The 21,051-nt window shown below is 65.8% G+C and carries 19 protein-coding genes; 11 read left to right on the top strand and 8 right to left on the bottom strand.

What is annotated here, in order from left to right; genetic code table 11:
* Positions 1–19: 19 nt before the first annotated feature.
* Positions 20–448: a DUF3499 domain-containing protein gene (locus tag EL337_RS07155; protein ID WP_048630327.1), complete on the bottom strand. Its 429-nt coding sequence runs from the start codon at positions 446–448 to the stop codon at positions 20–22.
* Between the two features lie 131 nt (positions 449–579).
* On the opposite strand from EL337_RS07155, the gene EL337_RS07150 reads away from it, so the two are divergent.
* Positions 580–1,002, top strand: a complete 423-nt coding sequence (locus EL337_RS07150) for a metallopeptidase family protein (RefSeq protein WP_048630866.1) — start codon at positions 580–582, stop codon at positions 1,000–1,002.
* A 55-nt stretch (positions 1,003–1,057) separates the two neighbouring features.
* On the opposite strand, the gene EL337_RS07145 is transcribed toward EL337_RS07150, so the two are convergent.
* The gene (locus tag EL337_RS07145) at positions 1,058–1,327 is read right to left on the bottom strand and encodes a WhiB family transcriptional regulator (protein WP_197724259.1); all 270 of its coding nucleotides are present in this window, start codon (positions 1,325–1,327) and stop codon (positions 1,058–1,060) included.
* Between the two features lie 481 nt (positions 1,328–1,808).
* Here EL337_RS07145 and cofD point away from each other — a divergent pair, with 481 nt between their 5' ends.
* Genes cofD through EL337_RS07130 form a run of 3 tightly spaced genes read left to right on the top strand, consistent with a single transcriptional unit; the run spans position 1,809 to position 4,674 of the window.
* Positions 1,809–2,804, top strand: coding sequence for a 2-phospho-L-lactate transferase (gene cofD / locus EL337_RS07140; RefSeq protein ID WP_048630326.1), 996 nt, complete (start codon positions 1,809–1,811; stop codon positions 2,802–2,804).
* Positions 2,801–4,141 (top strand): coenzyme F420-0:L-glutamate ligase, encoded by a 1,341-nt coding sequence (locus EL337_RS07135; RefSeq protein WP_048630325.1) that lies wholly within the window; start codon positions 2,801–2,803, stop codon positions 4,139–4,141. Before cofD ends, EL337_RS07135 begins: the two co-directional genes overlap by 4 nt.
* A complete protein-coding gene (locus tag EL337_RS07130) occupies positions 4,138–4,674 on the top strand; it encodes an NUDIX hydrolase (RefSeq protein WP_048630324.1) in 537 nt (178 codons plus the stop codon). Before EL337_RS07135 ends, EL337_RS07130 begins: the two co-directional genes overlap by 4 nt.
* 25 nt (positions 4,675–4,699) lie before the next feature.
* Here EL337_RS07130 and EL337_RS07125 read toward each other — a convergent pair whose 3' ends face one another.
* The 4 genes from EL337_RS07125 to rfbD all read right to left on the bottom strand — a co-directional run bounded on the left by EL337_RS07125 (position 4,700) and on the right by rfbD (position 8,584).
* Positions 4,700–5,569: a hypothetical protein gene (locus EL337_RS07125; protein WP_048630323.1), complete on the bottom strand. Its 870-nt coding sequence runs from the start codon at positions 5,567–5,569 to the stop codon at positions 4,700–4,702.
* 156 nt (positions 5,570–5,725) lie between these two features.
* A complete protein-coding gene (gene manB, locus EL337_RS07120) occupies positions 5,726–6,805 on the bottom strand; it encodes a mannose-1-phosphate guanylyltransferase ManB (protein WP_048630322.1) in 1,080 nt (359 codons plus the stop codon).
* A complete protein-coding gene (locus EL337_RS07115; protein WP_048630321.1) occupies positions 6,805–7,692 on the bottom strand; it encodes a glycosyltransferase family 2 protein in 888 nt (295 codons plus the stop codon). Before EL337_RS07115 ends, manB begins: the two co-directional genes overlap by 1 nt.
* Positions 7,693–7,720: 28 nt before the next feature.
* Positions 7,721–8,584: a dTDP-4-dehydrorhamnose reductase gene (rfbD, locus tag EL337_RS07110; protein WP_048630320.1), complete on the bottom strand. Its 864-nt coding sequence runs from the start codon at positions 8,582–8,584 to the stop codon at positions 7,721–7,723.
* A gap of 66 nt (positions 8,585–8,650) precedes the next feature.
* On the opposite strand from rfbD, the gene EL337_RS07105 reads away from it, so the two are divergent.
* The 5 genes from EL337_RS07105 to EL337_RS07090 all read left to right on the top strand — a co-directional run bounded on the left by EL337_RS07105 (position 8,651) and on the right by EL337_RS07090 (position 15,807).
* Positions 8,651–10,132: an LCP family protein gene (locus EL337_RS07105; RefSeq protein ID WP_048630319.1), complete on the top strand. Its 1,482-nt coding sequence runs from the start codon at positions 8,651–8,653 to the stop codon at positions 10,130–10,132.
* A gap of 1 nt (position 10,133) precedes the next feature.
* Positions 10,134–10,844: a TIGR03089 family protein gene (locus tag EL337_RS07100; protein ID WP_197724194.1), complete on the top strand. Its 711-nt coding sequence runs from the start codon at positions 10,134–10,136 to the stop codon at positions 10,842–10,844.
* Positions 10,845–11,158: 314 nt separating this feature from the next.
* Positions 11,159–11,494 carry a hypothetical protein gene (locus EL337_RS28935; RefSeq protein ID WP_220096914.1) on the top strand — a complete coding sequence of 112 codons (336 nt, stop codon included), beginning with the start codon at positions 11,159–11,161 and terminating at the stop codon, positions 11,492–11,494.
* 575 nt (positions 11,495–12,069) lie between these two features.
* Positions 12,070–13,683: a PecA family PE domain-processing aspartic protease gene (locus EL337_RS07095; protein WP_126316517.1), complete on the top strand. Its 1,614-nt coding sequence runs from the start codon at positions 12,070–12,072 to the stop codon at positions 13,681–13,683.
* A 420-nt stretch (positions 13,684–14,103) separates the two neighbouring features.
* On the top strand, positions 14,104–15,807 hold the full coding sequence (locus tag EL337_RS07090) for a PecA family PE domain-processing aspartic protease (RefSeq protein ID WP_048630317.1): 1,704 nt from the start codon (positions 14,104–14,106) through the stop codon (positions 15,805–15,807).
* Between the two features lie 210 nt (positions 15,808–16,017).
* Here the strand turns inward: EL337_RS07090 and EL337_RS07080 are convergent, their stop codons facing one another.
* Positions 16,018–16,581 (bottom strand): hypothetical protein, encoded by a 564-nt coding sequence (locus tag EL337_RS07080; RefSeq protein ID WP_126316515.1) that lies wholly within the window; start codon positions 16,579–16,581, stop codon positions 16,018–16,020.
* Between the two features lie 644 nt (positions 16,582–17,225).
* Here EL337_RS07080 and EL337_RS07075 point away from each other — a divergent pair.
* Both EL337_RS07075 and EL337_RS07070 read left to right on the top strand, forming a co-directional pair.
* Positions 17,226–18,854: a PecA family PE domain-processing aspartic protease gene (locus EL337_RS07075; RefSeq protein ID WP_048630315.1), complete on the top strand. Its 1,629-nt coding sequence runs from the start codon at positions 17,226–17,228 to the stop codon at positions 18,852–18,854.
* Positions 18,855–18,938: 84 nt separating this feature from the next.
* A complete protein-coding gene (locus tag EL337_RS07070; protein WP_048630314.1) occupies positions 18,939–19,736 on the top strand; it encodes a biotin--[acetyl-CoA-carboxylase] ligase in 798 nt (265 codons plus the stop codon).
* 87 nt (positions 19,737–19,823) lie between these two features.
* Here EL337_RS07070 and EL337_RS07065 read toward each other — a convergent pair whose 3' ends face one another.
* Positions 19,824–20,993 carry an acyl-CoA dehydrogenase gene (locus tag EL337_RS07065; RefSeq protein ID WP_048630863.1) on the bottom strand — a complete coding sequence of 390 codons (1,170 nt, stop codon included), beginning with the start codon at positions 20,991–20,993 and terminating at the stop codon, positions 19,824–19,826.
* Positions 20,994–21,051: the final 58 nt, after the last annotated feature.

The raw sequence follows: 21,051 nt of genomic DNA, 5'->3' as shown, positions 1-21,051 counted from the left end.
CTGGCGTCCGTCGAGGTGGTCAGTCGGCGGGGTCGGGCAGCACGCGCAGGTGCCCGCGACGGCGGCCGTTGGTCTCGGGGCGCCGCGCCGGCGGCGCCATCAACGCGCCACCGTGCGCTCCGGTGACCGGGTCGGAGAACCCCGTGGTGAAGCCTGCAGTGACACCGGAGGGCGCGGCGTTCTCGCGGCCTTCTCGAACCGCGTCGGCCAACGCCACCAAGTCATCGTCGTCGGGATGCGATGGCAGCGGTCCGGCATGCCGGACCAGCTCCCATCCGCGCGGGGCCGTGATCCGGCCTGCGTGCATGACGCACAGATCCCACGAGTGGGGTTCGGACACGGTGGCCAGCGGGCCAACGACAGCCGTCGAATCTGAGTAGACAAAGGTGAGCGTCGCGACCGCGTAGTGCGGGCACCCTGGCCGGCAGCAGCGACGGGGAACATTCACACGGCGAGGTTATCGTGCACAAACGTCCGCGACGCGGCGGACACGCGCAGTGGCGGGCCCCCCGAAGCCCAACCGTTACGATCTTTTTCGTGAACAGGCGCCACCACCGGGGGTCGCGGCGCGGCCGGGAGATGCGTGGACCGCTGCTCCCGCCCTCGGTTCCGGGATGGCGCAGCCGCGGCGAGCGCTTCGATATGGCGGTGTTGGAGGCCTACGAGCCGATCGAGCGGCGCTGGCATGAGAGGGTCGCGACGCTGGATGTCGCGGTCGACGAGATACCACGCATCGCCCCGAAGGATCCGGAGAGTGTGCAGTGGCCCCCGGAGGTGGTCGCCGACGGCCCGATCGCGTTGGCGCGGCTGATCCCTGCCGGGGTGGATGTCCGCGGCAATTCCACCCGCGCGCGGATTGTGTTGTTTCGCAAGCCGATCGAGCGTCGAGCCAAAGACACCGACGAGCTGACCGAACTCTTACACGAATTGCTGGTGGCTCAGGTGGCCACCTATCTGGGTGTGGAACCGTCAGTCATCGACCCGACCCTGGACGACGACTGACTTCGTTTACTGGAGGAGTCGTTTGAGAGTGCGCTGAGCGTCTGTGCGCGGAGCGTCAGATGATTCCGCGCTTGAGGCGCCGGCGCTCACGCTCGGACAGTCCGCCCCAGATGCCGAAGCGCTCGTCGTTGGCCAGCGCGTATTCGAGGCACATGTCCTTGACCTCGCAGCCCTGGCAGATTCGCTTCGCCTCGCGGGTGGAGCCGCCCTTTTCCGGAAAGAATGCTTCCGGATCGGTCTGAGCGCACAATGCGCGCTCCTGCCACTGGTCTTCTTCGGAAAGGCCGGAATCGTCGCCAAAAGAATCAATTTGCTCGGGCACCAAACTCAATTGAGGACGCCCGTTTGCTCCGCTCGGAATCGGTCCGGTCTGGATGTGCGGCGCACTCCCCACCGAACCGAGGAGCCTGTTGTCGAACCGAATCGAGTCGCCGAAATCGGCCTGTTCAAATGCCATGTTCCCCTCCTCCACAGGTCTCGTAGATCCGTATAAGCCAGCCGCACTCTGGTCGTGTGGCCATCCCAATTCGAACAAGTGATCGAATCTTGGTCTGCGACACCAAAACCGCCGAAGAACCGCGAAATGACACTGGTGTGATTACACACGCGTTAGCTGCATCGGTCAAGCGCAAGAACAGAAATTCATACCATTCCGTGACTTGGATTCGGCGCGTCGCGCTTTGGCGTGTCTCTCACGTTCCCGCTCGCCGCCCGACCACGTTCCCGCCCGCCACCCGACCGCGTTCCCGCCCGCCACCCAGACCGGCCGTCCCCTGACGCATCCACACGGCCTAGTCTCGGTCGTTGTGAAGGTCACGGTTCTTGTCGGCGGCGTCGGTGGTGCGCGATTCCTGCTCGGCGTCCAACACCTGTTGGGCTTGGGGCAGTTCAAAACTCACGATACCGGTGAGAATGAAGTGCATGAAGTGACTGCTGTTGTCAACGTGGGCGACGACGCGTGGATGTTCGGTGTGCGCATCTGCCCCGATCTCGATACGTGCATGTACACCCTCGGCGGCGGCATCGATCCCGACCGCGGGTGGGGCCATCGCAACGAAACCTGGCATGCCAAGGAAGAACTCGCCGCCTACGGCGTACAGCCCGACTGGTTCGGCCTGGGCGACCGCGATCTGGCCACCCACCTGGTGCGCAGCCAGATGCTGCGGGCCGGTTATCCGCTGTCGGACGTCACAGAGGCGCTGTGCAAGCGGTGGTCCCCCGGCGCGAGGCTGCTGCCGGCCAGCGACGACCGCAGCGAAACCCACGTCGTCATCATCGATCCGGACGACGGCGAGAAGCGCGCCGTCCACTTCCAGGAGTGGTGGGTGCGCCATCGAGCCCAGGTCCCCACGGAGAGCTTCGCGTTCGTCGGCACCGACAAAGCCACGGCCGCACCCGGTGTCGTCGACGCGATCGAAGGCGCCGACGTCGTCTTGATCGCGCCGTCCAACCCGGTGGTCAGCGTCGGGGCGATCCTCGGAATCGGCGGCATCCGCGGCGCGCTGCGCGCCACGAAGGCGCCGGTGATCGGCTACTCCCCCATCATCGCCGGAAAGCCGTTGCGCGGCATGGCCGACGCCTGCCTCACGGTGATCGGTGTGCCCAGCACCTCGGACGCGGTGGGCAACCACTACGGCGCGCGCTCGGCCACCGGCATCCTCGACGGCTGGTTGGTGCACGAGGGTGACCATGCCGACATCGACGGTGTCACGGTGCGGGCGGTGCCGCTGCTGATGACCGACCCCGCGACCACCGCCGAGATGGTGCGCGCCGGTTTGGAGTTGGCCGGGGTGGCACCGTGAACGACCACGGCACGTCGGCTCGGGTCGAGATCCTGCCGGTGCCCGGGTTGCCAGAGTTCCGGCCGGGTGATGACCTGGCCGCAGCGATCGCCGACGCTGCGCCGTGGCTGCGCGACCACGATGTGCTCGTCGTCACGTCGAAGGTGCTGTCGAAGACCGAGGGACGGATGGTCGCGGCTCCCTCGGATCCCGATGAGCGGGATGCGTTGCGACGCAAGTTGATCGATGGTGAAGCAGTGCGGGTGTTGGCCCGAAAGGGTCGCACCCTGATCACCGAGAACGCTCTCGGCCTGGTGCAGGCCGCCGCCGGCGTGGACGGCTCCAATGTCGACTCCCATGAATTGGCGCTGCTGCCGGTCGACCCCGACGGCAGCGCCGCCGCTCTGGTTGCGGCTCTGCGGGAGCGCCTCGGTGTGACGGTCGGCGTTGTCGTCACCGACACGATGGGACGGGCGTGGCGGACCGGGCAGACCGACGTCGCGATCGGCGCGGCCGGGTTGTCGGTGCTGCACGCGTATGCGGGAGAACACGACCAACACGGCAATGAGTTGATCGTCACCGAGATTGCTGTGGCCGACGAGATCGCCGCCGCCGCCGATCTGGTGAAGGGCAAGCTGACCGCGGTTCCGGTGGCCGTGGTACGCGGGCTCCAGGTACATGACGACGGATCGTCGGCGCGCAATCTGGTGCGCGCCGGCGAGGAGGACCTGTTCTGGCTCGGCACCGAGGAGGCGTTGGCGCTGGGACGCTCGCAGGCGCAGTTGCTGCGGCGATCGGTGCGCTCCTTCAGCGACGATCCCGTCGCCGGCGAGCTGATCGAGGCGGCGGTTGGTGAGGCCCTCACCGCGCCGGCGCCACACCACACGCGCCCGGTGCGCTTCGTGTGGGTGCAGGACTCTGCGTTGCGGGTGGGCCTGCTCGACAAGATGAAAGACCGGTGGCGGGCCGACCTCAGCGCCGACGGACGCGACCCCGATTCGGTCGAGCGCCGTGTCGGCCGCGGGCAGATCCTCTACGACGCACCGGAGCTGATCATCCCGTTCATGGTTCCCGACGGGGCGCATACCTATCCCGACGAGCAGCGGACCGCCGCAGAGCACACGATGTTCACAGTGGCGGCCGGCGCCGCGGTGCAGGGATTGCTGGTGGCGCTGGCGGTGCGCGGGGTGGGCAGCTGTTGGATCGGGTCGACGATCTTCGCCCCCGACCTGGTGCGCGCCGAACTGGACCTGCCGCCCGACTGGGAGCCGTTGGGCGCCATCGCGATCGGCTACGCCGCCGAGCCGTCGGGTCCCCGCGACCCGGTGCCCACCGACGACCTGCTGGTGACGCGTTGAGCTTGCACCAGGCGACGGTGGATGTGCTCACCGCCTGGGCTCCCGCCGACCCCGCGCAGGATTCGATGCGTTACGCGTTGCTGTCATTCCTGGCGGCGCGTGAGGATGGTTGTCTGCGCTCGTGCGTGCCAGGCCACATCACGGGTTCGGCGTTGGTGCTCGACCACAGCGGGCGGAATGCACTGCTGACGTTGCATCCTCGGTTCGGGCGCTGGTTGCAGCTGGGCGGGCACTGCGAGCCTGACGACGACAGCGTGGTCGCGGCGGCCCTGCGGGAAGCGACCGAAGAGTCGGGCATCGACGGCCTCACCATCGCGCCGGAACCCGCGGCGCTGCATGTGCATCCGGTGACGTGTTCACTCGGCGTGCCGACGCGCCACCTCGATGTGCAGTTTGTGGTGCGCGCTCCCGAGGGTGCCGAGATCGAGCGCAGTGACGAGTCGCTGGATCTGCGGTGGTGGCCGCTGGACGAGCTGCCGCGAGACGTCGACTTCGGCCTCGCCCAATTGGCGGCCGCCGCCGCTGGTCTCTAACGCCGCGAGCGTGCACTCCCGGTAGTCACGACGCGAGATCAGCGACAGAGGAAGCACTTTCGCGGAGCACCCACGCTCGCTTCACCCGCGCGATGATCTCGCGTGGATCGTCTTCGTTGATGACCTTGATGTGAAGCCAGTCGCGCGCCCGCACCAGTCTCAGCCGTTGCTCGTCCCAGATGTACTGGGCCCTGTCCGTTTGATGGTGCGCGCCGTCGTACTCGACAGCGATCCTCACGTCTTCCCATCCCATATCGAGGTAGGCGAAGGGAATCCCGCGGTCGTTCAAGACAGGGATCTGGGTTCTCGGTCGCGGCAACCCGTTCTTGACGAGCCACAGCCGCAGCCAAGTCTCGCGAGGTGACTGCGCCCCGCCATCCATCAACTCCACTGCGGCACGCAATGTCTTCATGCCGCGAGCGCCGCGATAACGGTCCATGAGTGGGCGTACTCGATCAGCCGTCAGGCCAGTGGCGTTCGCGAGGGCATCGAGGTGGGCCACAGCGCGATCGAGCGGCAGGTACCTGCCGAGATCGAAGGCTGTGCGGGGCACCGACGCGACCAGCACACTGCCGATCTTGATGACCTCATCGTCGCCGATGCGATCGTTGCGGGCGATGATGCCGACAGGCGGCCGCTTGCAGTCGTACGCCAATTCGATGGGCACCTTCTCGCTGATCCACCTCGCCCCGTGAAGCGCCGCCGCGGCCCGCCCGGTGATGATCGCGCGTCGGCCCGACCAGAGCCAGGCTGCGACAGCGCTATCGATCGGCGACAGCTCGAAATCACGCGGCACATACACATTCGGATACACGCGCCGGTACCCGTATCGCAGTTGACCGGGTGTCAGGTGTCCGGCGGCGATGGCCTCAGTGCCGAGGATCACGGTGCCCATACGCAGAGCTTGCGGCGGCCTGCCGACAAACCGACCGCCGCTGCATCGGGTTATCCACAGTCGGCGCGTCGCGAGGGTGCACGTACGGTAGCTCGACCGCGTCGGCAGCTACGGTGACTGCACTTTCGCGGGGAAAAGCCACCGCGGCCCAAGCCGCTAGATGTCGGTGGAGAACCGAATCCCGCCGTCGGGGATCGTGATGCCGGGCCACACCCGCGCGCCACGCAGCAGCTCGCAGCGGGCCCCGATGTCGGCGCCGTCGCCGATCACGCCGTCGCGGATCAGCGCCCGCGGGCCGATGTGCGCGCCGAAGCCGATGATCGACCGCTCGATCACCGCGCCCGCACCGATTTTCACGCCGTCGAAGATCACGGCGCCGTCCAGCCGAGCCCCGCCGGCGACCTCCGCGCCACGCCCCACCACGGTGCCGCCGATCAGCAGGGCGCCGGGGGCGACGGACGCGCCGTCGTGCACCAGCTTCTCGCCACGCTGATGGGTCAGGGCCGGCGACGGCGCGATGCCACGCACCAGATCCGCCGAGCCGCGCACGAAGTCCTCGGGCGTGCCCATGTCGCGCCAGTACGACGCGTCGACGTAGCCGCACACCCGCCGCCCGTCGGCCAGTAGGCCCGGGAACACCTCGCGTTCCACCGACAGTGCACGGCCGGTGGGGATCTCGTCGATCACCGACCGCTTGAAGACGTAGCAGCCTGCGTTGATCTGGTCGGTCGGCGGATCCTGCGTCTTCTCCAGGAAGGCCGTCACGACACCGTCGGAATCTGTTGGGACGCAACCGAAGGCGCGAGGATCACCGACGCGCACCAGATGCAGCGTCACATCGGCGTCGCGCGACTCGTGCGAATCCAGCAGGGCGCCAAGATCGCAACCGGACAGCACGTCACCGTTGAACACCACTGCCGTGTCGAACCGCAGCTTCGACTTCACGTTTGCGATGCCGCCGCCGGTGCCCAGCGGCTCGTCCTCCACGACGTAGTCGATCTGCAGCCCGAGCTTGGAGCCGTCACCGAACTCCGACTCGAACACGCCCGCCTTGTACGACGTGCCCATGACCACGTGCTCGATACCCGCGTCGGCGATCCGCGACAGCAGGTGGGTCAGGAAGGGCAGGCCCGCGGTGGGCAGCATCGGCTTGGGCGCCGACAGCGTCAGCGGTCGCAGCCGCGTGCCCATGCCTCCGACCAGAACGACCGCATCGACCTTGGCTGGATTCACCATCAGCGGAGTCCTTTCGCCTGTTTACGCCGCGCCCGCACCGAACCGCGCACGACCAGACGTGACCGTGCCCCCAATGCCCCCCGGAAGGCCCACCGTAACGGCGCCTGCCACACCTTGGGGTATCTATCAGCGAGAAAAGTGTAGGTGCTGGTGTGGTGGGCCGCCAGGTTGCGCGCGGGATCGCGGCCGGTCGAGTGGCCCTTGGCGTGCAACACCTCCGCCGACGGCACATAGACGTTCTGCCAGCCGGCCTTGCCCAGCCGATCGCCCAGGTCGACGTCCTCCATGTACATGAAGTAGCGCTCGTCGAAGCCGGCGATCTCCGTCCAGGCCGCGCTGCGCAGCAACAGGCAGGATCCGGACAGCCACCCGACCGCGCGTTCGCTCGGGTCTTCGCGTTCCTGGCGGTACATCGCAGTCCACGGGTTCGACTTCCACACCGGCCCGACGACGGCGTGCATACCGCCGCGGATGATCGACGGGAGGTGCCGCGCCGACGGATACACGGTGCCGTCGGGATCGTGGATCAGCGGGCCGAGCGACCCGGCCCGTGGCCACCGCTCCGCCGCTTCCAACAGAAGGTCGATGCTGCCGGGCCCCCATTGCACGTCCGGGTTGGCGACCACGAACAGCTCGGAAGAGGTCAGCCCGTACTCGCTGACCGCGCGGTTGACGGCACTGCCGTAGCCGAGGTTGCCGCCGGTACGTAACAGCCGCACGTTCGGATAGCGCTCCACGGCCTCTTCGGGCGCGCCGTCGGTGGACCCGTTGTCGGCCATGATGACGGTGACCGGGCGGTCGGTGGCGTGTCCCAGCGTGGCGAGAAACCGGTCCAGGTGTGGACCCGGCGAGTACGTCACCGTCACGACAAACAGTTCGTCGCTCACTCAGGCATCACCACGGCGAACAGAGTAACTACCCGCCCGCTGTGGCGAGCGCCTCAGCCAGCGCGTCCCGCCACGGACGTAACGGGGTCAACCCAGCTGCAGCGGACATCGCCGACGACAACACCGAGTACGACGGTCGCGGCGCCGGACGTGGATGGCGGTCGGATCCGACGGGCCGCACCCGGTCGGGGTCTGCGCCGAGTTCGGTGAAGATGCCCTGCGCCTGCTCGAATCGGCTGGCCCCGCCGCTGTTGGCGGCGTGCAACACCGGTTCGCTGATCCCGCCGTCGGCGATCTGCAGCAGTGCACCGCACAGGTCCCCGACGTAGGTCGGCGTGCCGATCTGGTCGGCCACCACGTCCACCGTCTCAGAACCGGCGGCGGCGCGCCGGATCCCCGCCGCGAAGTCGGACCCGTCCGCCCCTTCGTAAATCCATGCGGTCCGCACGATGTGCGCGTCGGGCATCGCGGACAGCACCGCGAATTCGCCGGCGAGCTTGGTGCGCCCGTACACCGACAGCGGCCCGGTGGTGTCGTCGATGTCATAGGGCCGCGGCTCCCCGTCGAAGATGCCGCTGAAGACGTAGTCGGTGGACAGATGGATCAGCGATGCCCCGGCGCGGGCGCAGGCGTGCGCGACGTTCTCGGCGCCTCCGACGTTGACAGCGTGGGCGCGGTCGGGTTCGGCTTCGGCGGCGTCGACCTGGGTGAACGCGGCGCAGTTGACGACGACGTCGTCGGCAGTGATGTAGCGCTCGGCCGCTGCCGCGTCGGTGATATCCCACTCCGATGACGTCAGTGCCACCACCTCGCGGCCAGTCTTTCGGGCCTGACCAGCCAACACGCGCCCGACCAGGCCCCCCGCCCCGGTTATCACCATTCGGCTCGTCACATCACGAGTTTGGCACGCCGATCGCGGCTCCTCGGATTGCGGCCTGCTCGCCAGTAGCCTGGGCCAATGCCTGCTCCTCATATGGTCCGTGCCATTTCTGTGGCCATGGCGCTGGCCATCGTCATCGGGACCGGGGTTGCGTGGGGCAAGATCCGCTCGTTCGAATCCGGCATCAACCACATCAATCCGATCGCCCTGGGTGAGGGTGGTGAGGACGGCGCGATCGACATTCTGCTGGTGGGCGCTGACAGTCGCACCGACGCGCACGGCAACCCGCTGACCGATGAGGAACGCGCAATGTTGCGCGCCGGCGACGAGGTATCCACCAACACCGACACGATCATCTTGATCCGCATCCCGAACAACGGGCAGTCGGCGACGGCCATCTCGATCCCCCGCGACTCCTATGTGGAGGCGCCCGGCATCGGGAAGATGAAGATCAACGGCGTGTACGGCTCGGTGCACCTGGAGAAGCTGAAGGAACTGGTCGAACAGCAGGGTGTGGACCCGGCCATCGCCGAACCGGAGGCTCAGGCGGCCGGTCGCGAAGAACTGATCAAGACCGTCGCCAACCTGACCGACGTCACGGTCGACCACTACGCCGAGATCGGCCTGCTCGGCTTCGCGTTGATCACCGACGCGCTGGGCGGGGTCAACGTGTGCCTCAATGCCCCTGTGTACGAGCCGCTTTCCGGGGCCGACTTCCCCGCGGGTTGGCAGAAGCTCAACGGCACACAGGCTCTGAGTTTCGTACGCCAGCGCCACGACCTGCCGCGTGGCGACTTGGACCGGGTGGTCCGTCAGCAGGCGGTGATGGCCTCGATGGCGCATGAAGTGATCTCCAGCAAGACGCTGTCCAGCCCGGCCACGCTCAACCGGCTCGAGGCCGCGGTGCAGCGGTCGGTGGTGCTCTCCGACGGTTGGGACATCATGGATTTCGTGGATCAGCTGCAGAAGCTGGCCGCGGGCAACGTCGCATTCGCCACCATCCCGATCGTCGAGGAGGCGGGCTGGAGCGACGATGGGATGCAGAGCGTGGTGCGCGTCGACCCGACCGAGGTCAAGGACTGGGTGACCAGCCTGCTGCACGATCAGGACGAGGGTAAGACCGAAGAGCTGACCTACAGCAACGACAAGACCACGGTCGAGGTGGTCAACGACACCGACATCAACGGCCTGGCCGCCGCGGTCGCACATGTGTTATCCAGCAAGGGTTTCGGCGAGGGTAACGTCGGCAACAACGAGGGCACCAAGGTCACCAACAGTCAGGTGCAGGCCGCCAAGGTCGACGACCTGGGCGCACAGGCGGTGGCGCTGGAGCTCGGCGGGCTGCCGGTGGTCGAGGACACCTCGATTCCGGAGGGCTCGGTGCGGGTGGTGCTGTCGTCGGATTACACCGGTCCCGGAGCGGGGCTCGACGGCACCGATGTGACGCTGATGGGCGCGGACCCGAGCACCTCGAGTGACGTGTCCGGGGACGGCGACATGATTCCGCCGCCGTCGCCGATCATCACGGCGGGCTCCAACGATCCTCAGTGCGTCAACTGACGTGACCAACCTCAGCTCGGCCATCCTCGATCCGCTGATGGCCTCCAACCCGGCGGGTCCGCGCATCACCTACTACGACGACGCCACCGGTGAGCGCATCGAGTTGTCGACGGCGACGCTGGCCAACTGGGCGGCCAAGACCGGCAATCTGTTGCGCGACGAGCTGGGCGCCACCCCTGGCAGCCGGGTCGCGGTGCTGCTGCCCGCGCACTGGCAGACCGCGGCGGTGTTGTTCGGGATCTGGTGGATCGGGGCCGAAGCGGTTTACGACGGGGACGCGGCCATCGCGCTGTGCACGGCCGACCGAATCGACTCGGCGGACATGGCCGTCGGGATGGGCGAGATCGCGGTGCTGTCGCTGGATCCCTTCGGTAAGCCCGTGCCCGATCTGGCCGTGGGGCTTACGGACTATGCGACGGCGGTGCGGGTGCACGGTGATCAGATCGTGCCGGAACGCGCGCCCGGGCCGGCGCTGGACGGCCGCTCGCCGGATGACGTACTCGCCGCGGCGCAGGCGTCGGCGGCCGCGCAGGGCATCACGGGTACCGACCGCGTGCTGTCGACGGCGCGCTGGGATACCGCCGACGACGTCATCGACCGTCTGCTCGCGTCATACGTGGTCGGCGCGTCTCTGGTACAGGTGGCAAACTCCGATCCGGGTGCGGCGAAGCGACGCAGCGAGGCGGAGAAAATCACCCGTTCGACACCATGACCATTCCGTAATTGCGGGTAGCTGAATAGCCTCGTGCGCCTCATGGGCCACACACGTTGTCACACCTGTAACACGAGCCCGTCGCATCGCAATATGCCGAGCATCGTCCGTTTCAGCGAACTTCTGAACACCGACGCGTGGACACAGCCACGTTTCCATACGTTGACGAAAATTTAACTTTGACCTTATTGTTTAAATCGCCAGACCACTCCTCGACTGACGCGAATGACAATTTTTGCTTCACGCGATGGATGTCTGGCAAAGCAGCGCCCTTGGCAACCCAGGCACCGAGGGCCTGTCGTTAGGGGCCGTCGATGGTGTCGTCCGTCATTGCAGCAGCGGTCGTCCTCGCGCTTGCGATCTGGCATCTGCTCAACAGCCGCCACCCGGGGTGGGATGCCTGTAGCGAAGGCAGGTCCTACCTCCTGAGCGGCTATTCAGTTGTCGCAAGCTCCATGTACTGGCTGTTCACCCCACCACGAGATGCGTGGGAGTGGATATTTGCAGCCGGTTGGCTGGTGGCGGGGATTGTGGCCTTTGTTCTCGGCTTCAATGCCCTCAACCGGGCAGCCGGAGCGCGCGTCGCCACTCGGAAGTCAGTGGAGGCCAACCCCGCTTCCGAGAAACCTCGACAGACCTCAGGCATTTAGACCGCTCATCGCGGACCCTGGCACAGACCGGGCGGCCACTGCTCTCGTCATGTCCCTACACCGCCCGCCTATCTCGGAATGCCGACGGGTGGACGGCTCTCCCTCGAACGGACAGCACCACGCTGGGACCTTTGGGCGTCACAGCAAATGCACAATAGCGCAGTGGGGCGCTTATCTTCCGGGGCCTGATCGCGCTGCGGTTATCGCTTTTCCGTAGTGCACCTAAGCTCGCTGACGTGCACCGCAGCCTCGCCGGGCGGGCCAGCGGCCGCAACGCCGATTACCAGATTCATTCGCTAACTGGATATTTGCCACTTCCACCGCGCAACATTGGATTGACGCCTCACCAACCTGAGGCCGTCCCGCGGACATGCAGTTGTTATCAGGTTCTTTAGGTTAAATCTTGACGACATCGCTCAAAAATACTGGCAGTAGGTGCCAGGGCTGATCTACTAACGGCTGTGAAAATAAGTAACTGGGCAGCAACTGCCCTCGCGACCCCCGCTATCGCCACGGGTGTGTGCATGTGGAGTGCCGCCACGGCACAAGCGGCGCCTGATGACACCACCGCCAGCGTGAGCGCTGGCTCGACCAGTGACCGTGAGACCTCCAAGACTGCGGGCCCATCAAGTACGCGCAGCGAAGTTGCTTCCGAGTCGAAGGCCACGACGAGGGACGATGACGACGACGCAGCTGACAGTGACGCCGAGTCCGAGGATGCCAAAGGCGTCAAGAGCCGCACCCACGCCGACGATGATGTGGATCGCGACGAGTCCGACACCGATGTGGAGGTCGACGACTCAGACTCCGGCCCCAACGTCGACGCCGAGGCCGAGGCCGAGGCCGAGGCCGACGCAGAAGACGCCGACCCGGCAGACCCCGCCGCGGCACCTGCGAGCACCCATGCCAAGTACACCCAGAGTCTCGTCACCCTCGACGCAACCGTCGATGACGATGACGACGACGATGTCGCTCCCTCAATCGACACTGTCAGCCTGGCACTGGAGCAGATCACCGACGCCCGTGACGACCTCAAGGAAGCCACGTGGGACAGCGGCAACTTCCTGGCCGGCCTGGCTGCGATGCTTCCCCAGATGTGGCTGGGCGGTGCCCACACGTCCCTTGAGCGGTGGCAGTTGAATCATGCTCTGCTGCAGGAGCAATACGCGGCCACAGTCGACAACGCGTTCGCGCACTGGGTCGCCGGACAGCGGATCGAAGCCAGCATCCAACGGACGATTCGGGTTCAGGACCAGCTGGAGGCAGCCGAGAAGTTCCTCAAGGTGGTCGGGCTGTTCGGCCCGCGCGAGGAAATGGCCGCTATCGCCTCGCTGGTCGACCGGGCGTCGGAAAACGGGCTGGTCTATCAGATCTTGGACGTCTACATGGAGAACGCCAGCGGCATTCCCAGGATCAACCCGATCATTCAGATGTCCATCAACGGCGGCGAAGTTGTCAACGTTCTGCTGGACACCGGCTCGTACGGGCTGGTCATCAACCCGCAGGTGATCGGATTGGAGCAACTCGGCCCGGTCATCGCCCGCGATTGGGCCTGCTTCGCCGACTGTTCGGTTCCGTATTTCTACGATGTCTACAACATCCCGGTCACGGTCAATGACGACGTCACGAGCGCACCGTCACCTATCAAGGTCGTGACCTTGAACACCTGGTATGCGCTGTCGCAGACCAACAGTGACTACCAGGGCATCCTCGGCATCGGCCCCAACTCCGGGAGACCGAGTGCCGCCGGCAGGTCCAATCCGCTCGCGTTCCTGCCGGGGCTTCTCGGCCAGGGGGTACTGATGGATCCGCGGCGCAACCGCGCGATCTTGGGGCCAAATCCCTACGCCGCGCGCGTCACACTTGACGGAGCCCCGAGCAACCCGTTGAGGGTCAAGATCGGCGACTATGACGAGCAGCTCCTCGACACGTGGGTTGACTCCGGGGGCATCGAAGGGTCCATCCCGGCGTCACTGGTGGACGGTGCCACAAGTCTGCCCAACGGCACGCTGATTACGGTGTCGACCCCCGACGGAGTGGAGCTGTTCTCCTACCGCACGTCGGGCAAAGACACGCCGGCCATCGACCCAGAGGCCACGGACGCGATCCTGGGGTTCACCCCGTTCGCGGTGACACCTATCTACACCGATTTCACCAATGGCGGAAGGCTCGTCTTCAACTACAAATAAGAGACCAGTAGGCGCGGCGCCGAGCCCCCCTCGGCGCTGCGCCTACCCCAATCCTGTGGGCGTCGGGCATTACCGCCGCGGAATCACCTCAGTTCAACTGGCGGCCGGTGTCGGGGTCAGCGGTTGGTCTTAATCGCTCTGACTTGCGCATTTTCGCAATGCGGATAGAGTGCGGCCCGCAAAGCGCCACTACTCTCTAGAACGTGGTAAACGAGTTTGCCGCTGAACGCTGGGTTACCAGCAGGCCTCTCCTGCGGTAATTCTTAGACAGTACAAATGTCAAGACAAATGCTGTCACTATTGCTGTTTGAAGCCGTTTCTACCGATGATTTTCCGATCTGATTGCACTCAGATAGAGGATTCAACAAAAATTACGGTTGCGTCATCTCGCGAGAATGAATTCATGATCTACTGTGGCGCATGAAATTGAGTAGCTGGACAGCGGCCGCCCTGGCCACCCCCGCAATCGCCACAGGCGTCTGCCTGTGGACCGCTTCCACTGCCCAGGCAGCGCCGGACGACACGGGCAGCAGCTCCGCCTCTGCGTCGAGCGACAGCGCCGCGTCGACCTCCTCATCAGACGACACATCGACCGATTCCAAGCAGCGATCCGGGCGCGATACCAAGAGGGACGACGACAAGGGCGACAAGGCCGACACCGACGTCAAGGGCGGCAAGACCGACGACGCCGATGCAGACGACGCTGATGACGACAGCGACGAGAAGAGCGCCAGCGGTGCGCACTTCGTCCCTCCCAGCACCCGAGAGACCAGCTCCGAAAGCCTGGTCACCATTGATACCGCCGCCCTGGTCGAGGACGACGACGAACCCGTCGCTGACGACGACCCCGACGTTCCCGTCGACGACGACGATGATCCGGCAGACCCGGACGATGACGATGACGACACCGACACCGTCCAACTGGCGATCGACCAGCTGGACCAGGCCCGCGAGGACCTGTACGCCGCCACCTGGGGTGACGGCAACTTCCTGGCAGGCCTGGCCGCGATCCTCCCGCAGATGATGCTCGGCGGCGCCCAGACGAACCTGGAACGGTGGATGGACAACCACGCGCGGCTGCAGCAGGAGTTCGTCGAAACGCTCAACAACCCGTTCGCCAACGCCATCATTCGGATGCGGATCGAGAACAGCATCAATCGGACCATGCGGGCACAAGACCAGATGGATCTCGCCGAGAAACTCGTCCCTGTCGTCGGGTGGTTCGGGCCGAGCACGGCTGCGGCACAGATCGCTGCGCTGATCGATGAGGCCAGCGACAACGGTCTCGTCTACGAGATCCTCGACATGGACCTGCAATACCGAGCGGACGGCTATCGCGTCCGCACCGAGACGGTTGTCTACATTTCGATCAACGGCGGCGACCCCGTCCCGGTGCTCCTCGACAGCGGCTCCCTCGGACTCGTGATCGATCCTCAGTACGTGGGCACAGAGAACATCGGAAGCCCGACGGGACCGCGTGGCGAAGCCAGCTACGGCGACGGCTCGGTCGTGACGTACTACCACCCCTACGGCACGACGGTCACGGTCGGTGACGACATCACGTCGGGCGAAACCACGGTTCTGATCGTCGATTTGGAGTCGACATACAGCTTCGAAGAGACGAACGGCGGCTATCGCGGCGTCCTCGGGGTCGGCCCGAATGCGGGCGGGCCGGGAGCGGTGAATCCCTTCGCGGCGCTGCCCGGTCTGCTGGGCCGGGGCGTGCTGATCGACGAGCGTCGTCGCCGGGTCATTCTGGGCCCGAACCCGTACGCAGCCCGCGTGGAACTTGACGGAGCGCCGTCGACGCCGCTGCTCGTCAAGGTCGGAGACTACGACCCCAAGTACGTGAACGGGTTCGTCGACACCGGAGGGATCTTCGGCTCGATCCCGGACTACGTCGTCGACGGTGCGCCGAACGTGCCGGTGGGCACTCTCATCTCGGTCTACACCGAGGATGGCGAGACGTTGCTGTACTCGTACCGCACCACGTCGAGGAACAGTCCCGACGTCCTCGACACCGAGGCGGACGACAGGTTCAACACCGGGTACATGCCGTTCAGCCAGACGACGGTCTACTTCGACTACAGCGGCGACGGGAAGACCGTCTTCAACTACCGGTAACCCTTGTAGGTGCGGGCACGGCGCTGACCTCGGCGACGTGCCCGCGCCTCACCGTCCAGAACTCAACCTCGACATCCTGCGCGCCGCCGTCTCGGGCACCGAGTGGCGGCGCGCAGATGTTGTCGATGAGACTGGATCGACGCCGCTGGTCGGCTCCCCCGCGTTTGCAGATCTCAACGTTGGTCGACGTCGACACGGACCGAACTGAGTTCAGCCGCCAACGGGAATTGCCGTCAGGGGTTGGTCTTGTTCGACGGCCCATAACACGTCGACGCAGAACTTCGCACCGATCGGGATTTCCGCAGGGTCAGAGTAGTGCTGCCAATATGCGCGGTCACCCAGCAAGCCGATCGTTCCGAGCTTTGCCTTCTTCTCAGCTCCCGGCACCCGAATAGTCACCGTTCCGTCCGCGGCGTCCAACTCGAATCGGTACGTGCGGTTCAACTCCAGAGGAGGGCTGAAACTGCCCTTGACGACGACACGGGGATCGGCGTTGTCTCGACGCGTCGATACCACCCATCCTGCTGGAGTCACAGTGAAGTTCACGTAGTTGCTTTCCAGGTTCTCGTCCGCCGATATCCCCATGATCAGCGTCTCGTCGCCGCCTTCGCCGATGCGGGTCCAGCGTCCCTCGACACCCACTCGACGAACGGTGTCGCGGAAGGTGCGGACCGCATAGACGCCGCTGTCGTCGGAAGAGACGTAGTGGCCATTTCGAAGAAAAGCACCCGTCTCTGCTGGAAGAACGGAACCGTCTTCGCGGGCTTCCCGCATGCTCCACCCCTCGCCCAGTCCCCGTGTGGTGTCCGGACGCCCGAAGTCATCGACGAAGGATGCGCCTGGCGGTAGTGGTGGCGGTGGTGGAGCAGCGGGCGGCGGGGTGGTGTAGCGAGATTCATACGGCGGCGGTTCTCGAGTGCACCCGGCGAGCGCGATCAAAAGCGCTGCAGCAGCAACGAATCGAGTCCACCTCATGAGGGCAACGCGCGGCCGGACCGAGCCAGTGCTCTGTCCGGATGTCCTCGTTTCACAGTTCGCCCCCTCAGCTCCGAGACTAGAGGAGACCACCTGTTCGCAGCGTCCGTTCCAGCGGAATGTCCTGCGGCAAACGCCATTGCGCGTAGCCCGTGCGCGACAGCTGTCCCCACCCGTCCACGCAGGCAGCCGGACGCACGGCGTTGCCGACGGAGCCGCCGCGCTGGGATACCGCACCACAGTGCGTACGACTTGCTCGCAAAGTCAGTTGCCGCTTCCGTTTGTTATCTGCGCATTCGCCTAATTTGACCACCGCTTGCCCCCATACCCCCATGAGGGCGGAACCAAGTTGCGCCGGCGAGTGGCGCTGGGCCATCTGTTGATCCTGGCGAGATCGAACGAAAGCGGCCGCGGGATGCGCTGGAAATGCTGTACTGACGTGCGTGAAAATTAGTTGCTGGGCAGCAACGGCCCTTGCCGCCCCCGCTATCGTCACGGGCGTATGCATCGCGAGCGCCGCCACGGCACACGCAGCGCCTGACGAGACCGCCGCCAGCGCCGGGGTCGACTCGGCAAAGAGTCGCGACACCGCGGAGTCGACCAACTCGTCATCGCCCCAAGCCGACGACACGACGTCCGAGTCAGCACAGTCCGACGCCGACGCCGATGTCTCCGATATCGACGCCGAAAGCGCTGTCTCCAACGCCGATGACGATGAGCCCGTTCCCGACGTCGATGAGTCTGACGCGGACGAAGATGTCGACGACACCGACGACGCAGCACCCACCACGGTTCCAGCAAGCGCCCGCGCCAACAGCGCCCAGGATCTCGTCACGGTCGAGACCCAAGCCGTCGACGATTCCGAGGGCACCGACACCGTCGACCTTGCGCTGGAGCAGATCACCGAAGCGCGGACAGATCTGAACGAGGCCACCTGGGACAGCGGCAATATTCTGGCCGGATTGGCCGCCATCCTCCCCCAGATGTGGTTGGGCGGCGCCCACACATCGCTGGAGCGTTGGCAGGACAATTACGCGCTGCTGCAACAGCAATTCGCGGCCACGGTCGACAACCCGTTCGCCCACTGGATCGCCGGGCAGCGCATCGAGGCCAGCATCATGCGCACCGTTCGCGTCCAGGATCAGCTTGAGGCCGCCGAGAAGTGGCTCGGCCTGGTCGGACTGTTCGGCCCGCGGGAATCCATGGCCGAGATCGCCAAACTGATCGATGAGGCCTCCGACAACGGACTCGTCTACCAGATCCTCGACCTCGACATGCAGGAGGTCGACGGTGTGCGCAGGGTCAACCCGGTGTTCAAGCTGTCGGTCAACGGCGGGAAGTTCGTCAACGTCCTTCTCGACACCGGGTCGTTGGGGTTGGTGATCAACCCCCAGGTGATCGGCCTCGAGAACCTCGGCAAACCGGTCGCGCACGGCTCCAGCTGCTACGGCAACTGTTCGTTGAAGTACGAGTACGACACGTACAACATCCCCATCGCTGTGGACGACGACGTCGTCACCGCGCCCACCGGAATCAACGTCGTCACGCTGGACACCTGGTACGCCCTGTCCACGACCAACGGCGATTACCAGGGCATCCTCGGCATCGGAGCGAAAGCCGGTGGGGGCCCGAGCAATCCGTTGTTGGCGCTTCCGGGCCTGCTCGGCATGGGGGCACTCATCGAGGAACGGCGCGGACGGGCGATCCTCGGCCCCAACCCGTACGCGGCACGCGTCACCCTCGACGGCGCACCGAGCAACAACCTGACGGTGAAGGTCGGAGACAACGACGCCAAGGTCCTCCAGACATGGATCGACTCGGGCGGGATCTTCGGTTGGGTTCCGAGGTCCCTGACGAACGGCGCGGACAGTGTGCCCGCGGGAACCAAGATCTCCGTCTACACCGAGGACGGTGAAACCCTCCTCTTCGACTACACGACCACCCGAACCAACACTCCGAGTGTCGTCGAGGACGCGGCGGTCCCGGTTCTGATGGGATTCCCGGCATTCGCGGCCGCGTCGATCTACGTCGCCTTCATCGGCGAGGGACAGACGATCTTCAACTACGCGTGATCGGCCAACCCTGACCACGCCGACGTTCAGGGCCGTCGACGCCTCGCCTCGGGTTACTACGGGCGACGGCGCTACCCTCGGCACGTGTCCGCACCTCACCGTCCCCGCCTGAACATCGACATCCTGCGCGGCGCCATCTCGGGCACCGAGTGGCGACGCGTCGACGTGGTCGACGAGACCGGCTCGACCAACGCCGACCTGATCGCGCGTGCGGCCGCCGGTGAGGACATCGCCGGCGCCGTGCTTCTCGCCGAACATCAGAGCGCGGGCCGGGGCCGTCACGGCCGCGCCTGGTCGGCGCCGCCGCGTTCGCAGATCTCGATGTCGGTGGGCGTCGACACGCACGGGGTACCGCCTGCGGCGTGGGGGTGGCTGCCACTGTTGACGGGTCTGGCCGTTGCGCACACCGTTGGGGAGACCTACGGCGTGGACGCTGGAGTGAAGTGGCCCAACGATGTTCTGGTCGGGGCCGGCAAGCTGGCGGGAATCCTGGCCGAAGTGTCCGCCCCGGTGATCGTCGTGGGGCTCGGTCTGAACGTGAGCCTGACCGCCGACGAACTGCCCGACCCGAAAGCGGTGTCGTTGAGCATGCTGGGCTACGAGGCTGATCGCACCGTCTTGGCGTGCTCGCTGCTGCAGGAGCTCAGCTCTCGACTGCGGGACTGGCGCGCCACCGGCGGCGCTGATGCTGCGCTGGCCGCTGACTATCGCAGCGTCAGCGCGACCATCGGCACCCGGGTCCGGGCCATCCTGCCCAACGACACCGAAATCGTCGGCGTGGCAACAGATATTGACGATGCCGGGCGGCTGTTGATCGACACTGACGGGACGACGGTGACGGTGTCCGCCGGCGACATCACGCACCTGAGGCCGGCCGACTGAGTCTCCGCGAGCGTGCCCTCACGGTAGTTGACACGCGTGTCGCACTACCGCAGAGGCACTCTCGCGAAGGCTCCGCGAGCGCAGGCCCTACTTCAGCAGGGCCCGGCTCATCACGACGCGCTGAATCTGGTTGGTGCCCTCGTAGATCTGGGTGATCTTGGCATCACGCATCATGCGCTCCACGGGGAAGTCGATGGTGTACCCGGCGCCGCCGAACAGCTGCACAGCATCGGTGGTGACCTCCATAGCGACATCGGAAGCCAGACACTTCGACGCCGCGGAGATGAAGCCGAGGTTGCCTTCACCACGCTCGGCGCGGGCCGCTGCGGTGTAGACCATCAGCCGTGCGGCTTCGACCTTCATCGCCATGTCGGCGAGCATGAACTGCACCGCCTGGAATTCGCTGATCGACTTGCCGAACTGCTTGCGGTCCTTGGTGTATTCGATCGCCGCGTCCAGGGCGCCCTGCGCGATGCCGACGGCCTGAGCGCCGATGGTCGGGCGGGTGTGGTCCAGCGTCGCGAGTGCGGTCTTGAAGCCGGTGCCGGGATCGCCGATCATCCGGTCGCCGGGGATGCGGCAGTTCTCGAAGTACAACTCGGTGGTGGGCGAGCCCTTGATGCCGAGCTTGCGCTCCTTGGGCCCGACAGTGAAGCCCTCGTCATCGATGTGGACCATGAACGCCGAGATACCGTTGGCGCCCTTGTCGGGGTCGGTGACCGCCATGACCGTGTACCAGCTGGACTTGCCGCCGTTCGTGATCCAGGCCTTGGCGCCGTTGAGGATGTAGTCGTCACCGTCTGCCTTGGCACGCGTCTTCATGCCGGCGGCATCGCTGCCGGCCTCGCGCTCCGACAACGCGTAGGACGCCATCGCCTCACCCGAGGCGATCGACGGCAGCACCTTCTTCTTCAGCTCATCGGAGCCGCGCAGGATCAGGCCCATGGTGCCGAGCTTGTTGACCGCCGGGATCAAGGACGCCGACGCGTCGACGCGAGCGACTTCCTCGATGACGATGCAGGCCGCGACGGAGTCCGCACCCTGGCCACCGAATTCCTCCGGTACGTGCACCGCATTGAAGCCCGACGCATTCAGTGCATCGAGGGCCTCCTGCGGGAAGCGCGAATTCTCGTCGACGTCCGCGGCGTGCGGAGCGATCTCCTTCTCCGACAGCGCTCGGATCGCTGCCCGCAGCTCCTGGTGCTCTTCGGGTAACTGAAACAGATCGAACGACGGATTCCCGGCCCAACTAGCCATCTTCATCTCCTTGCTACTCGTCGGTAACTTTAGCGCGCTCGCGGCGGGACGCGAATTT

It is taken from the genome of Mycolicibacterium aurum (assembly GCF_900637195.1).
In the GTDB taxonomy this organism is placed as follows: Bacteria; Actinomycetota; Actinomycetes; order Mycobacteriales; family Mycobacteriaceae; genus Mycobacterium; species Mycobacterium aurum.
This window is presented reverse-complemented; position numbering and strand designations above follow the sequence as displayed.

Bases quoted from the DNA above. Each gene is read 5' to 3' on its own strand.
- EL337_RS07080 (WP_126316515.1), bottom strand. From the start codon at position 16,581: ATGCGGGAAGCCCGCGAAGACGGTTCCGTTCTTCCAGCAGAGACGGGT.
- EL337_RS28935 (WP_220096914.1), top strand. From the start codon at position 11,159: ATGGTGTCGTCCGTCATTGCAGCAGCGGTCGTCCTCGCGCTTGCGATC.
- manB (WP_048630322.1), bottom strand. From the start codon at position 6,805: ATGGTGAATCCAGCCAAGGTCGATGCGGTCGTTCTGGTCGGAGGCATG.
- EL337_RS07090 (WP_048630317.1), top strand. From the start codon at position 14,104: ATGAAATTGAGTAGCTGGACAGCGGCCGCCCTGGCCACCCCCGCAATC.
- EL337_RS07150 (WP_048630866.1), top strand. From the start codon at position 580: ATGCGTGGACCGCTGCTCCCGCCCTCGGTTCCGGGATGGCGCAGCCGC.
- EL337_RS07125 (WP_048630323.1), bottom strand. From the start codon at position 5,569: ATGGGCACCGTGATCCTCGGCACTGAGGCCATCGCCGCCGGACACCTG.
- EL337_RS07105 (WP_048630319.1), top strand. From the start codon at position 8,651: ATGCCTGCTCCTCATATGGTCCGTGCCATTTCTGTGGCCATGGCGCTG.
- EL337_RS07065 (WP_048630863.1), bottom strand. From the start codon at position 20,993: ATGGCTAGTTGGGCCGGGAATCCGTCGTTCGATCTGTTTCAGTTACCC.